Below are 14,399 nucleotides of genomic sequence, written 5' to 3'. Positions count from 1 at the left end.
CCGATCCGTCTCCCTCTGATGCAGTTGCACTGACAGGTCATTGTTTTCATTAGCTACATCTTCGATGCAATTATTCAATCGCTAATTACAGAATATCGGCTGGGGTGAGCGGTCTTTGACTTAATGCCTAGATGCCCCCTGATGTTCAAAGGTGGGGAATTGCCGTAGTCTCGAAGCATCCGGGAGAGCCGGCGCGTGGTGCGCTGGCGGAGGTTCGATGCTGCCAGGTTGGGTCATACTCGCATCTGCATTCGGCTATCTGCTGCTGCTCTTTGCCGTGGCAAGCCATGGTGATCGCAAGCGGCGGATGTTCGGCACACCGCCGGGCGGGCGGCCGGTCGTCTATGCACTGAGCCTTGCGATCTACTGCACGTCCTGGACTTACTTCGGCAGCGTCGGACAGGCATCGCAGCGCGGGCTGGAGTTCCTGGGGATCTATATCGGGCCGGTCCTGATGTTCACGCTCGGCATGCCGCTGCTGCGCCGGATCATCGAGCTGGCCAAGGCGGAAAAGCTGACATCCGTCGCCGACTTCATTTCTGCGCGCTATGGAAAGAATTCCACGGTCGCGACCATCGTTGCGCTGATCTCGCTGGTCGGCGCTATCCCCTACATCGCGCTGCAGCTCAAATCAGTGTCCACCACGGTAACGGCGATGCTCGATCCGTCGGACTACGGTATCGGCAGCGGCAATCTCTATTTCCTTGACCTGCCGCTGCTGGTCACTCTGGTCCTCGCCTGCTTCGCGATCATGTTCGGCACGCGCCACACCGATGCAACCGAACACCAGGACGGGCTGATCCTCGCCATTGCCATGGAGTCGGTCGTCAAGCTGCTCGCCTTCCTGACGGCCGGTGTCTGCGTGATCTGGTTCTTGTTCGACGGCCCCTCCGATCTCTGGCAGAAGGCGGCCGAAAACCAGCTGGTGCTCTCGGCGCTCCACTATCAGACGCCGCTCAGCCGCTGGATCACCCTCATTCTGCTGTCGGCCTTCGCCATCATCATGCTGCCGCGACAATTCCACGTCACGGTTGTCGAGAACAGGACGGCGCGGGAGCTCCGGCTCGCGGGATTGTTGTTCCCGCTATATCTCATCGTCATCAACCTCTTCGTGCTGCCGGTGGCGATCGGAGGCCTGCTGACCTTCGGCGGCGGCGGCAATGCCGATCTTTATGTGCTCTCGCTGCCGCTTGCCGGGCAGATGCCTGTTGTCTCGCTGATCACCTTTATCGGCGGGTTTTCGGCGGCAACGGCCATGGTGATCGTCGCGTCGGTGGCGCTGTCGATCATGGTGTCCAACGACATCATCATGCCGATCTTCCTGCATCGGAAGCTGACCGACCGCACCGGCCAGCGCAACGACTTCGCCAAGACCCTGCTCAACGTCAGGCGCAGTGCGATCTTCGCCGTGCTTTTGCTCGGCTACGCCTATTACCGATCGACTGACAGCACGACCGGGCTTGCCTCGATCGGCCTGCTCTCCTTTGCCGCCATCGCACAAATGGCCCCTTCGCTCTTCGGCGGCCTCTTATGGCGGCGGGCCAACGCGCGCGGCGCCATCCTGGGGCTGACCTCCGGCTTCGTGATCTGGATCTACCTGCTGTTCCTCCCATCACTTGGCGGGCCGGACTACTCTTCCGTCGCAAGGGCGGTCCTTGGGTTCCTGTTTCCGGGCACGACATTTTTCAGCGGACCCGACGCCGACCCGCTGGTCAATGCCACGGTCATGAGCCTGCTCGTCAACACGGCCTTCTTCATCATTGGTTCGGTGACCCGCAATGCGCGACCGCTCGAACGCATCCAGGCCGGCATCTTCGTCAAGCGGCAGTCCCGCTCGCAGTTTGCGACGCGCGGCTGGAAAACTCGCATCAGTATCGCCGACCTGAAGGCGACAATCTCGCGCTATCTCGGCGAGGAGCGCATGGAACGGTCGTTCCAGACCTATCAGCAGAATTCGGGCCGCAAGCTGGAGGACGATCAGCCGGCGGACATGGCGCTCATTCACTTCACCGAGCAGCTGCTCGGCAGCGCCATCGGATCCTCCTCCGCTCGGCTCGTTCTGTCGCTGATCCTTCAGAAGATGGAGGACGCCTCCGCCGATACTGCCTGGCTGCTCGATCAGGCGAGCGAGGCGCTGCAGTATAACCAGGACATGCTGCAGACAGCGCTTTCGCAGATGGACCAGGGCATCGCGGTCTTCGACAGCTCGAACAACCTGACGATCTGGAACCGGCGCTTCCGACAACTCCTCGACCTGCCCGAAAACGCCGGACAAGTCGGCTTCCCGCTTGCCGAGATCGTGGCGATCCTCAGCCAGCGCGGCGATATTCCAGCCGGCGACGTGCACCACACCGTCCGTCACTTCCTGACGCTGGACAAGCCCTTCGCGCTGGTGCTCGGCGGCGGCGAGCGGATCATCGAAGTGCGTTCGAACGCAATGCCGGACAAAGGTATCGTGGCGACCTTCACCGATATCACCCAACGCGTTGCAGCCGACCGGGCGCTGAAGCAGGCGAACGAAACGCTGGAACAGCGCGTTGCAGAACGGACCGCCGAGCTCACGCGCGTCAACCACGAACTCGGCGAGGCAAGGGCAGCGGCAGATGAAGCCAATCTTGGCAAGACGCGCTTCTTTGCCGCCGCCGGCCACGACATCCTGCAGCCGCTCAATGCCGCCAGGCTCTACTCATCGGCGCTGGTCGAGCGCATGGGCCAGTCCGATAGCAGCGCTATCGTCCGCAACATCGATTCGGCGCTGGAATCGGTAGAGACCATCCTTGGAGCCGTGCTGGATATTTCACGGCTCGATACCGGAGCCATGCGGCCACGGCTAGCCTCGGTGCCGCTTTCCGATCTACTGGAGCGGATTCAGACCGACTTCGCGCCGATCGCCCGCGAAAAGAAGCTCAAACTGGTGGTGATGCCAACCACGCTCAGGGTGCGATCCGATCCGAACCTGCTGCGCCGCCTGGTGCAGAATCTCGTTTCCAACGCGATCAAGTACACAGTCGACGGAAAGGTGCTGGTCGGCGCGCGTCGGCGCGGAAACCAGGTGGTGATCCAGGTGATGGATTCGGGGATCGGCATTCCGCCGTCGAAGTTCCGGACGGTCTTCAAGGAGTTCGCCCGGCTCGACGAGGGCGCCAAGACGGCCTCGGGACTGGGCCTCGGCCTGTCGATCGTCGACCGCATCGCGCGCGTTCTCAATCACCCCGTGGAACTGCATTCGACGCATGGCAAGGGCACCGATTTCCGTATCGTCATGCCGCGCGAGACGTCCCGGCTGGTCGAACCGGTTGGCGCGTTGCAGTCGGTAGAGCATTCGGCGCAGAGCCTCAAGGGACTGAAGGTCCTCTGCATCGACAACGAGCCGCACATCCTGGAAGGCATGCAGCTCCTCATCAGCGGCTGGGGTTGCGAGGTCCAGTGCGTCGATTCGCTAAGCGCCATCAGCGGGCTCGATACCCGTCAGCCGCCTCCGGACCTGGTTATTGCAGACTACCACCTTGGCGACGGCACGGGCGTTGCCGCCATTCTGACGTTGAGGGAACGGTTCGCCGCCTTCATCCCGGCGCTGATCGTCACGGCGGATCGGACGCCGGAGGTGCGCGCCGAAGCGGAGCGACACGGCATCGGCATCCAGCACAAGCCGGTACGCCCGGCGGCGCTGAGAGCCTACATTACGCAGATTTCGGCGCACAAGCGCGCGGCGGCCGAGTGAGCGGCTAGGCCTTGGTCATTACCTCGGCCACAAGGCCACGCACGCGCTCCGCACTCGGCGCGTCGTCAAACAGAATGCGGTAGACGATAGGTGCAACGACTTGATCCATGACGGCATCGACAGTCGGAAAGCTTTCGCCGCGGGCAAGCGCCCGGTTGCTCAGCAGCTGCATCTGTTCTCGCGTGAAGGCAGAGCACTGGCAGGCGTTGGCGTTGTCTTGCGCGGCCAGCACGTCGCGGATTATCTCGCGTCCGATGCCCGAGGACATTTCTTCGGCATATTGCTCCGCCCAAGCTTGGAGATCCCCACGACCGCTGCCGGTGTCGACTGGCTGCATGTCGGGGCGCAGGCGCTCGACGGCGACATCCGCCAGCAGTTCCTGCAGATCGCCCCAGCGACGGTAAATCGTTGAGGGCGTGACACCAGCCCTTGCGGCGACCAGCGGGATCGTGACATCCACCCGGTCCATGTCGACAAGCAGCGCGCGCACTGCCTGATGTACCGATGCCTGCACTCGGGCACTGCGGCCACCGGGGCGGAGATTTTCCTTAGCTGCCATTTTCTTACCGTCCTGTCTTCCTGCCCGGCGCATGGTTCAAAATCTTTGACCGATCCATTAACGCAAATTATTTGCTTTTAGCGCTGAGTCGACCTAAATGGCTAACGCAACGAATTAGCTTTAAGAGGCTTATATATGTTCCGCGCTGCCAATTCCACAGAGACCTCGCGCAATCCGATCCGCTTCCACGCGATTACGCTGGCAACCTTCTTCGGCGCATCGGCCGCGCCGACGCCGCTTTACCGGATCTATCAGGAAAATCTTGCCCTCTCGCCGGTGCTGATCACCGTCATTTTCGCGGTCTATGCATTCGCGCTCCTGGCAGCATTGCTGATTGCCGGCTCGATCTCCGATCACCTCGGTCGCAAGCCGGTGATCTTCACGGCGCTCATTCTGGAGATCATCGCCATGGGGCTGTTCGTTGTGGCAAGCGGTCCCGGCTGGCTGGTTGCCGCGCGGATCGTCCAAGGATTGGCGACCGGCATTGCCGGCGCGTCTATCGGCGCAGCCCTTGTCGATATCGACCGGGCCAAGGGCCAGCTCGTCAACTCGATCGCGCCGCTTTCCGGCATGGCCGTCGGCGCTATCGGCACCAGCGCTTTGATCCAGTACGGACCGTTCCCGCTTCACCTCGTCTATGCGATCCTGCTCGCTGCTTTCGCAGGACAGGCCGCCGCGATCTGGGCGACCGGCGAAACCGGTGGTCGCCGGCCGGGTTTCTGGAACTCGCTGAAACCGACGATCTCAATTCCGCCGCAGGTGAAACGCCCGCTCGCCCTGGTGACGCCGATCAACATCGCCAACTGGACGCTTGGTGGGTTCTACCTGTCGCTGGTTCCCTCACTGGTTGCCAGCACAACCGGCAGCCGGGCGCCGCTCACGGGTGGCTCGATCGTGACCGCGTTGATGGTATCGGGCGCAGTGGCTGTCTATTGCAGGAGGAACAAGTCCGGCGCCGCCAATCTCGGCTTCGGCACAGCCGCGACCACACTTGGAATTTTGACCGTCGTCGCAGGCGTCCATCTCGGCAACGTCCCGCTGCTGCTTATCGGCACGCTCCTGACGGGCGCGGGCTTCGGCACCAATTTCCTCGGCTCAATCGGCACAATCATGCCACTTGCAAAGGCTGATGAGCGTGCCGGCCTCCTGTCCGCCTTCTATATCCAGAGCTACCTCGCCTTCAGCCTACCGGCCATCCTCGCCGGCTTCCTGACCAAATCGCTTGGCTACCAAATAACCGCCGACCTCTATGCAACGGCGATCATTCTCGTGAGCGGAGCCGGGCTGCTCGGTCTTCGCGCCGAGCGCGGCCGCGCTGCGAGAGTCCCCGCCTGCGGCTAGAGGTAACTCGTAACCGCGGGCTCGTTCCACCAGTTGTCGTGGCGCCCGTCCATGTAGCGGACGGGCAGTGCGGCAAGCTCTTCTGGCGATATGTCGTCGAGACAGGCAACGTTGATCGACACGTAGTCCCCGCCGATCTCCTCGATATGGCCGTGTCCGTAGGCATGCAGGCCGCAGGTGGTACAAAAGCGGTGGTGGCCGCTCATCGTTGCGAACTGATAATCGCCAGCCGCCGTCTCTTCACATAACAGACGGAAATCCTCGGGCTTGGCAATGGCCCCCCAATAACGCCGCTTGCCGCAGACCGAGCAATTGCAACGGCCGGTGCCAGCCTGCAGGTCGACATCGACCTCGTAGCGGATTGTGCCGCAATGGCAGCTGCCCGTGTAGGTCTTCTTCATGGAATTCCTCCTCCGGCCCCTTTGCAAGAGCTCCCGATGATGACAATATGTTGTCATGATTGACGAGATAGCAAAACGACAATATGTTGTCAAACGTAATCACTCGAAGCGGACGGTGGAAGGCGATGCGTTCTCGCTGTTCGCTATCACCGCATTGCGGCTTGCCGGTCGCCTGACCACCGCCGGCGATGAGTTGGCAAAGCCCGCCGGGCAGACGAGCGCTCGCTGGCAGGTACTCGCGGGGGCGCGAAACGGCACCCATTCCGTCGCGCAGATCGCCCGGATGCTCGGGGTCGCCCGGCAGGGTGTGCAGCGGCTCGCGGACACGTTGGAGGATGATGGGCTGATCAGCTACGTCGACAACCCGCAGCATCAGCGCGCCAAGCTCGTACAGCTGACGAAGGAGGGTGAAGCCCGCCTCGCCGCCATCGAAGTAGCGCAAGCAGATTGGGCCGACAGGCTCGGGCGGCCCTTCACCGCCACCGAGCTCGAGGCAGCTCGGCTCGTCATGGCCAGATTGATCGATACCCTCGACGCGGAGGCCGGCAAACCATAGGCAGACGATTGTCCAGTCGGCCGATGCAAGCTGCCAGAAATAATCGTAACGAAGACGCAAAGCAGGCGCCTGGCTCTACCCCTTGAACCGGCGGCTGCCGCGACGGACTGCGATCAGGTCTCTTGGGCAGCGAGCTGCCTATCGGAATTCAAAGAGGCCGCATGCGCTTCAAGGATGGCGGCGGCAATGACTTTCTGAAGCTCGTAAACCAGGGTGCGCGACCGTTTGCGATCCAGATCCTGCGCCGCCTTCGCAAGATTCAACCCCTCGTTCAGGACGATATGGTGAGCTCGCGTCAGCGCCCAACTCTCAATATCAAGACTAATCATTCGGAATCTCCGCCAAATCATTCAGCATCAAAGACATTCACCGAATCACGATACGCAGAGCACTTACGCAGCAAGAAGAATCATAGTTGCAATATTTTGCAAATGGCATTTTCGGAACAACACGCGCCAAATGCGAAATTTATTCTTCTTGAGCTGCGATAGATACAACCGCTCGCCTCTTGGCCGCACGGAACGGACTCCAAGCGCGCCTATAGATACTCGACGAAGCTTGCACGGGCCTGCCTACGCCAGCAGGCGCATCACGAGGTCCTGGCGCGCTGCCATCAGACCTTCGTGGCAGGGCCCTTGTTACGCTCCAGCAAGGCTTTCACAGTATCGTCGTTGATCTTGCCGCTCGGCTCCTGGCCGACCGACTTCTGGAAGTTCTTGATCGCCGCGACGGTCCTCGCGCCCATCTCGCCATCCGGCTGACCAGCATCAAAGCCGTTGTTATTGAGGATCGCCTGGATGTTGCGGATCGCCTTCTTCATATCGACGGTCGAGGTCTTGGTGGCGTTGCCGATCCACTCGTCAGGAGCGTCGACAGCATTCGCTTTGCTATCAAGCGGTGCCGCCTTCCATTGGTCAGCCTTGGCACGCGCCTTCTCCAGCTGATCAGGCTTCAACGCGTTCGCCACTTCGTCGCGCTTTTGTGCGGCGTCCTTGTCGCCGCCCTTGGCTGCGATCGCAAACCACTTGTAGGATTCAGTCAGGTCCTGCACGACGCCGTTGCCGCGAGCGCAAAGGATCGCCAAATTGAACTGGCTGTCGGTGATGCCGAGGTCGGCCGCCTTGATGAACCAGTCCGCGGCCGCCTTGTAGTCCTGCTGGCCTAGCGCGCCCGACGCATAAAGCACGGCGAGATTGTGCATCGCGCTTGCGTTGCCGCTGTTGGCGGCCTGCTCGTAATACTGCTTCGCCTTGGCGACGTCGCGGTCAACGCCCGTGCCTTTTTCGTAAATGTTGCCGAGACGGTATTCAGCCGGCGCGAAACCCTTGTCGGCCGCGAGCTGATACCAGTTTACCGCCTCCTTTGGATCGGCGGCAACGCCGGCACGACCTTCGCTATAGCGAGCGCCGATCTCGAAAAGTGCCAGCGGGTCGCCGCTTTTGGCGGCATCGGCAAGCGACTTCTGCTGCACGACGTCCGGAATGGCGATGCCGGCTGTTTCCACCGCCGGGGCGGGCGCGGCGGCCACGCCAGCGGCAACCGGGGCCGTATCCTTGGCCACGAAGCCGGAGGCATCCTGCGGGGTGCCGGAGGGCGCAAGTGGAGCGGCCGCATCGCCATTCAGTGGTGCTGTCGCCGTCAAGTGGTCGGGTACGGCCGGTGCGGGCGTTGGATCGGCGCTTGCGAGCGGCACGGCAGGGGCTTCTTCGGCCGGGACTGCCGGAGCGGTTGCTACGACCTGGTCGGGCGCCGTTTCGCTATCGACCGGGAGGACATTGCTGGACGAATCCGTCAATACAGCGACTTCGGCGGTCGGCGCCGGCTGGCCGCTGGTCAGCGTGCGGGCCAGCGGGAAGGCCATGATCGCCAACAGGACGGCGCCGACGGCGAGCAGGATCGGACGGCGGAAGCGCGAGAAGGCGCCACCCTTGGTCCTATCCTTGTCGTTTGCCTTCTTCTCGGCCTTCGCTGACTGCGGCTTGGCGGTCGGCTCGGTTTCCATGGCGGCGGCCTGCGCAGCGCGACGGGCGGCGGCAATGTAGTCGGCGCGCTCGTTTTCCGTTGCCGGCTTGGCGTTTGTCCGCGCAGCGTTCTGGCTGGCGCGCACCCGCTCCAGAATCTTCTTGATGTCAGGCGCACCCGAACCCGGTTCAAGCGGCTCATTGGCGGCTTCCGGTGGCATCACATCGACCGGATCGATCGAAGGCGCAGGATCGACGACGGTCCGTTCGGTGACGGTCGTTTCCGCCTTTGCCTTCTTGCTGGGCAGCAGACGCTTGCCGAGGCTGGAAAGCAGGCTGCCCTTCGAGGAATCCGCAGAGGCCTTCGTCGCGGCCTCGATCGCGATCACGCTGGTATCCGTTGCAGCCATGGCCGGAACGACGGTCGCTTCCTCGGCAACCTCGGCCTCGCGGCTGACCGATGTACGGGTTCCGAACGCAACGGGCTTCAGGGCGTCTTCGGCGCCAGCCTGCATCATAGCATAAGGATCGACCGCGAAATCGACATCGGCGACAGGCATTCTCGGCGCCGGTCTAGTAGTGACGGCGCGGTCTTCCATGGTGTCAAGGCGCTCGGCGATCTGAACCAGCGTCTCATGTAGGGCCTGGAAGGTCTTGTGCGTGCGCTCCTCGCTGCTGCGGCTCAGATCTTCCAGCTGGCGCAGGTCTTCGGCAAGCGCATTCAGCGCCGACATGTCAGCGGCCGCCGGTGCACCGCCTTGCAGGGCGCCGCTTCTCGCATATGCTTCGACCACTGCTTCCGCCGCCTGGCGGGCAGCCTCAATGATATATTCGTCGCTGGTCGCCATGTAGTCTTCGATGGCGCCCATCCGCCGGTCGAACTCCGCCGGCAGCTCAGCTGCAGGTCGCGGCTCGCTCATCAGCGCCGACAGGTTTGCGATCTGATCCTCAAGGCTCTTCAGCGCATGCGGGTCGGCCGCCGGTGCTGCAGTGCTCTCCTCGAGGCGCGCGGCGATATCGCCAAGCCTGCTTTCGATGCGGCGGAAGGCGCTGTCATCCACTGGTGCAGCGACCGGCTGAAGCGGCTGGAAGTCCATCTCGTCGATGCGGCGGGCGAGATAGTCGAGGCGCTGCGCCAGCGCATCATTGACCGAGCCGGTCTCCAGCGCATCGATCTTGCGCGAGATGTCGGCAAGTGCGCCTGTCAGTTCCGGCTGCGGCGCAGCCTTCTGGCTCCGCTCGAGCAGGTAAGAGAGGTGCTCCAGACGTTCGTCGAGGCGCGACGTTGCCTCGGCGTTGGCAAGTTCCTCAACGCGCAGCGTCAGCGTCTCCAGCCGATCGGCCAGGGCATCGGTCGGCGCCGCGCGACTTGCAACGCTGCGGCCCATCATGTCGATCTGTTCGCCAAGTGCATTCAAGCGGCCTTCGAGGCGATGCATCATCGCCGGATCGCCGCTCGCGGCTGCACGGCTGGTTGCGGCAATGGCGCGGCTGATTTCGTCGAGGCGACTATCCATCGCCGCAAACTGCTCGGCCATCGCCCGGTCGTGCGGCTGGATCATGCTACCGAACTGCTCCATCGCCGTCGCGATGGAGATAAGCTTATCTTCGAGCACACGTACAGCAGGGCTATCGCCCATCCCGCCGATATGGCGCTTGATGTCATCGAGCCGGTAGGCGAGCGCGACGAGCTCCTCCTGCAGGCCGGCGGTGTCGAGCGCGTGCAACTGGTTCTCGAATCCGTCCCAGCGGGTCTCCATGTGGCGGATCGAATCTTCGCGTGCGAGCCCGTCCATCAGCGAGCGCAGCTCTTCGAACTCGCCGCGCAAGCCTTGCGCCTCGGGCGCGTTCGAACGACCGGCAAGCTGGTCGATGCTGCTGGCGAGACGGCTCATATCGGCGCGGATGTCATCGGCGAAGCGGCGGTCTTCCGCTCCAACTTTGATGCTGCGGATCTCGTCGCGCAGCGCATTCATTTCGCGGGTCACGCCATCGGAGATGTCACGCTTCAGGTCCTGGCGAAGGTTGACCAGCGCTTGTGCGATCTCGGTCATCGTATCGTCGCCGGCTCGGTTGCCCGGCTGTGGAGCCGCCGCGCGCGGCGCGCGTTCGACGGCCGGAAGAGGAGGACGCGAAGCGGCCGCTGGCTGTTCGCGCGTGTAGGGAGCAGGCTCGCGCACTGCCGGGCGTTCGCGGCTGGCTTCGAGGATGCGCTGGCGCTGGCGAATTTCGGCGAAAGGATCGGGTCGCGCTTCGGCCGCATGGGGCGCGCGGGCGGCGGCATAGGGATCGGCGTAGATCTCACGCTCCGGTGCCGGAGCGCGCTGGCGCTGATCGCGTGGACTGGTGCCGATCAGACCCTCGATCCTAGCTTCCAGACCTTCGATGGTGCGGTTCAGCGCATCGAGCGACGCCCTGTCGGAATGCCGTGGGGAATTTGATCGCGATCCGTTCATCTTCTTGCTCGCTTCATCTGTCCGAACCCTCGTCAGGGCCGATCATTGGCTTCCGTCAGCGCCGCACCGAAATGCGGACGAGAGCACCGTTCATGAAGGGGTAATCAATTAGACTTTCCTCAACCTGTACGGCGTTAGCGGCATTCCATGAAACGCGAGACTGAAAAAAGGAATGCAAGTCGCCAATGCTCAGACAGCACCATTCACGAAACGTGGTAAACAACCCGTTAATCGGCGTGAGATTTTTTTAACTTTTAAGGTTTTTCAGCGGCATTCGTACCGAAACCGGCCGATGCGCGATGCTGTGTACCGCCGCCGGAAACGGCAGTGGTGCAACGTCAGAATGACTCCGTCCACGGTCGCACCTCGACTTCCTGCGACCAGGCACTCCTGTGCTGCAGCAGGACATCGATATAGGTCTGCGCGATGGCGTCTGGATCCAGCATCGCATCCGGTTTGGCCGGGTCCTCCCGACGCATCTCCGAGCGGATCCCGCCGTCGATAATGAAATGCGCGACGTGAATGCCCTTCGGCCCGAGTTCACGGGCAGCGCTCTGGGCAAGACCGCGGAGCGCGAACTTGCCCATCGCAAACGCGGCCGACTGGGCATATCCCTTCACGCTCGCCGTCGCTCCGGTAAACAGGATCGCACCGCGTCCCTGCGGCAGCATCCGTCTTGCCGCCTGTTGGCTGACAAAAAAGCCGCCATAGGCGCTGACCGCAATTGCCTGTTCGACTGCCGCCGGATCGAGTTCGGCCAAAGGGCCACGTAGGCGACCGCTGGCGTTGTAGACGACAACCTCCGGATCGCCGATGGCTGCCGCGACCTCATCGAAAAGCGCCGCGACGGACGCCGGCTGGGCGGCATCCGCCGCAAACATCCTCGCGCCGGTCTCGTCAGCGAGCTTGCTCAGCTTGTCGACGTTGCGCGCCGCCAGCGCGACCTTGACGCCGCGCCCCGTCAATTGACGTGCAAGCGAGGCGCTGAGACCCGGGCCTGCACCGACGATCAAAGCGGAACGGTAGGGAAACTCGGTCATCGCTGTCCTCCGGTCGTTTTGTCCGAAACCTGGGCGCAAGATCAAGCTCTCGCGGATATCACACCCGCCGCGCCTTGATCGTGTTCATCACGAAGCTGGTCTCGATAGTATCGACGCATTTCAGCCGGGCAATCTTTTCCTTGATGAAGCGCTCGTAGTCGTCGAGGCCCGAGCTCATCACCTTCAGCACATAGTCACGCGATCCGGTGACCAGATGGCACTCCAACACCTCGTCCCACCCGCGAACCGCGCTCTCGAACATCTGGATCTCGTCCTCATGCTGGCGGCTGAGCCGAACCGAGGCGAGTGCTGTCATCGTCCAGCCGTCGACGGCCGGATCGACGAGGGTCGTATAGCCCTGAATGATTTCCGCGTCCTCCAGCCGGCGCAGACGGCGAAGACAAGCGGATGCAGAAAGTCCGACTCGCTCGGCAAGTTCGTTGTTTGGAAGACGGGCGTCATTCATCAGCTCTTTGAGGATCTTCCGATCCATCTCATCAGCAATTTTCTGCGTCACAACGCTTCATTCTCCGCACTAAGTTGCTTCAGAGAGCATAACCGCGCGGCAAATAGCAAGAACAGCCGTCGCATTCTGATATAATTTGCGAGCATCACGGCATCGCGCGAGGAGACGACAATGACCGCACCGCACCCTTCCAAGACTCACATCGGCAACCACGCCCTGCATCCCGAAACGCAGATGCTGAACTATGGCTACGATCCGGAATTGTCGGAAGGGGCAGTCAAGCCGCCGGTGTTCCTGACCTCGACCTTCGTCTTCAAGTCCGCCGAGGATGGCCGCGACTTCTTCGATTATGTCTCCGGCCGCAAGGAGCCACCAGCCGGCAAGGGCGCCGGCCTGGTCTATTCCCGCTTCAATCACCCCAACAGCGAGATCGTCGAGGACCGGCTTGCCGTCTACGAACGGACCGAAAGCTGCGCCCTCTTTTCGTCGGGCATGTCGGCAATCGCGACGACACTGCTGGCCTTCGTCCGGCCGGGTGATGCCGTCCTGCATTCACAACCGCTCTATGGTGGAACGGAGACGCTGCTGGCAAAGACCTTCCTCAATCTCGGCGTTGCAGCCGTGGGCTTCGCCGACGGCGTCAGTGAAGCGTCGGTGCAATCGGCCGCGGAACAAGCCATGGCCAAAGGCCGGGTCTCAATGATCCTCGTCGAGACGCCAGCCAATCCGACAAACAGCCTCGTCGATGTCGCGATGATCCGCCGCGTCGCCGACGCGATCGGCAGGAAGCAGGGGCATACGCCTGTTATTGCCTGCGACAACACGCTGCTCGGCCCGGTCTTCCAGCGGCCGATCGAGCATGGGGCCGACATCTCGCTCTATTCGCTGACCAAATATGTCGGCGGCCATTCGGATCTGATCGCCGGCGCAGCCCTTGGCTCGAAGGCAGTCATGAAGCAGGTCAAGGCGCTGCGCGGCGCGATCGGTACGCAGCTTGACCCGCACTCCTGCTGGATGCTCGGCCGATCGCTGGAAACGCTGCAGATCCGCATGGAGCGCGCCGACAGCAATGCCCGCGTCGTCGCCGACTTCCTGCGCGAGCATCCGAAGGTCGAGAAAATTCACTACCTGCCCTACCACGACGCCAACTCGCCGCTTGGAAAGGCCTTTGCGGCGCAGTGCACCGGTGCTGGATCGACCTTCTCGTTCGACATCAAGGGCGGTCAGCCGGCATCCTTCAAGTTCCTGAACGCCCTGCAGATCTTCAAGCTGGCGGTCAGCCTGGGTGGCACGGAATCGCTCGCCAGCCATCCAGCAACGATGACCCATTCCGGCGTGCCAGCCGACGTGCGCCAACGGATCGGCGTTTTGGAATCGACGATCCGCCTGTCGATCGGCATCGAGCATCCGGATGATCTCGTCGCCGATCTGCAACAGGCGCTGGACGCCGCGTGATTTGGGCGGCGGCTTAGGCGGCCGCCGTTTCCCTCACATCGTCGAGCAGGAAATGCACGACGACATATTTCGTCGTGTAGTGGCGGCCGCTATCGGACACATTGTCGAGGCTGCCGCCATCGGCGGGATGCCAGCGATGAAAATGCGGGCTTGTCGTGATCAGAGTGATCGCCTCGCCCGCCCTCTTGCCATCGAGACGGTAACGCATTTCGGCCAGCGGCCAGATGCGCTCGTAGTCTTCCACGGACATGCGGACCTTCAGGGCTTTGCGGCTCACCGCTTCGCTGCGCGAGCCGTCTTCGTGCTCAACAGCCGGCAGTTCCAGCGTGACTTCCTCGGCTCCATCGAGAATGGAATTGAACTCCTCCGGCCACATCCGTCTCATAAAATCGCTCCTCCAAAGCTCTTTCATCAGTCTGCCTGCGAAATCTAGCGTGTCTTCT

Annotated in this window: 11 protein-coding genes; 4 read left to right on the top strand and 7 right to left on the bottom strand. The window is 62.4% G+C overall.

Going from position 1 to position 14,399, the window contains the following annotated elements; translation table 11 throughout:
- Window positions 1-217: 217 nt before the first annotated feature.
- Window positions 218-3,721 (top strand): PAS domain-containing hybrid sensor histidine kinase/response regulator, encoded by a 3,504-nt coding sequence (locus RGCCGE502_RS02985; RefSeq protein WP_016552686.1) that lies wholly within the window; start codon window positions 218-220, stop codon window positions 3,719-3,721.
- Window positions 3,722-3,725: 4 nt separating this feature from the next.
- On the opposite strand, the gene RGCCGE502_RS02980 is transcribed toward RGCCGE502_RS02985, so the two are convergent.
- Entirely contained in the window at window positions 3,726-4,280 is a 555-nt protein-coding gene (locus RGCCGE502_RS02980) for a TetR/AcrR family transcriptional regulator (RefSeq protein WP_016552685.1), read from the bottom strand.
- Window positions 4,281-4,415: 135 nt separating this feature from the next.
- On the opposite strand from RGCCGE502_RS02980, the gene RGCCGE502_RS02975 reads away from it, so the two are divergent.
- Window positions 4,416-5,621, top strand: a complete 1,206-nt coding sequence (locus RGCCGE502_RS02975) for an MFS transporter (RefSeq protein ID WP_016552684.1) — start codon at window positions 4,416-4,418, stop codon at window positions 5,619-5,621.
- On the opposite strand, the gene RGCCGE502_RS02970 is transcribed toward RGCCGE502_RS02975, so the two are convergent.
- A complete protein-coding gene (locus RGCCGE502_RS02970; protein ID WP_016552683.1) occupies window positions 5,618-6,022 on the bottom strand; it encodes a GFA family protein in 405 nt (134 codons plus the stop codon). The two genes, RGCCGE502_RS02975 and RGCCGE502_RS02970, sit on opposite strands and share 4 nt — an antisense overlap.
- 55 nt (window positions 6,023-6,077) lie before the next feature.
- On the opposite strand from RGCCGE502_RS02970, the gene RGCCGE502_RS02965 reads away from it, so the two are divergent.
- The gene (locus RGCCGE502_RS02965; RefSeq protein WP_016552682.1) at window positions 6,078-6,578 is read left to right on the top strand and encodes a MarR family winged helix-turn-helix transcriptional regulator; all 501 of its coding nucleotides are present in this window, start codon (window positions 6,078-6,080) and stop codon (window positions 6,576-6,578) included.
- Between the two features lie 113 nt (window positions 6,579-6,691).
- On the opposite strand, the gene RGCCGE502_RS02960 is transcribed toward RGCCGE502_RS02965, so the two are convergent.
- From RGCCGE502_RS02960 to RGCCGE502_RS02945, 4 genes are all read right to left on the bottom strand, one after another.
- A complete protein-coding gene (locus RGCCGE502_RS02960; RefSeq protein WP_016552681.1) occupies window positions 6,692-6,907 on the bottom strand; it encodes a hypothetical protein in 216 nt (71 codons plus the stop codon).
- Window positions 6,908-7,191: 284 nt separating this feature from the next.
- Entirely contained in the window at window positions 7,192-10,995 is a 3,804-nt protein-coding gene (locus RGCCGE502_RS02955) for an SEL1-like repeat protein (RefSeq protein ID WP_016552680.1), read from the bottom strand.
- A gap of 338 nt (window positions 10,996-11,333) precedes the next feature.
- A complete protein-coding gene (locus tag RGCCGE502_RS02950; RefSeq protein ID WP_016552679.1) occupies window positions 11,334-12,035 on the bottom strand; it encodes an SDR family NAD(P)-dependent oxidoreductase in 702 nt (233 codons plus the stop codon).
- Between the two features lie 58 nt (window positions 12,036-12,093).
- Complete coding sequence (locus tag RGCCGE502_RS02945) at window positions 12,094-12,552, bottom strand: Lrp/AsnC family transcriptional regulator (protein ID WP_016552678.1); 459 nt, start codon at window positions 12,550-12,552, stop codon at window positions 12,094-12,096.
- A 120-nt stretch (window positions 12,553-12,672) separates the two neighbouring features.
- Between RGCCGE502_RS02945 and RGCCGE502_RS02940 the strand changes: the two genes are divergently transcribed.
- Window positions 12,673-13,956, top strand: coding sequence for a cystathionine gamma-synthase family protein (locus RGCCGE502_RS02940; RefSeq protein WP_016552677.1), 1,284 nt, complete (start codon window positions 12,673-12,675; stop codon window positions 13,954-13,956).
- 13 nt (window positions 13,957-13,969) lie between these two features.
- Here the strand turns inward: RGCCGE502_RS02940 and RGCCGE502_RS02935 are convergent, their stop codons facing one another.
- Complete coding sequence (locus tag RGCCGE502_RS02935; RefSeq protein ID WP_016552676.1) at window positions 13,970-14,341, bottom strand: hypothetical protein; 372 nt, start codon at window positions 14,339-14,341, stop codon at window positions 13,970-13,972.
- Window positions 14,342-14,399: the final 58 nt, after the last annotated feature.

It is taken from the genome of Rhizobium grahamii CCGE 502 (genome assembly GCF_000298315.2).
GTDB lineage: Bacteria > Pseudomonadota > Alphaproteobacteria > Rhizobiales > Rhizobiaceae > Rhizobium > Rhizobium grahamii.
This window is presented reverse-complemented; position numbering and strand designations above follow the sequence as displayed.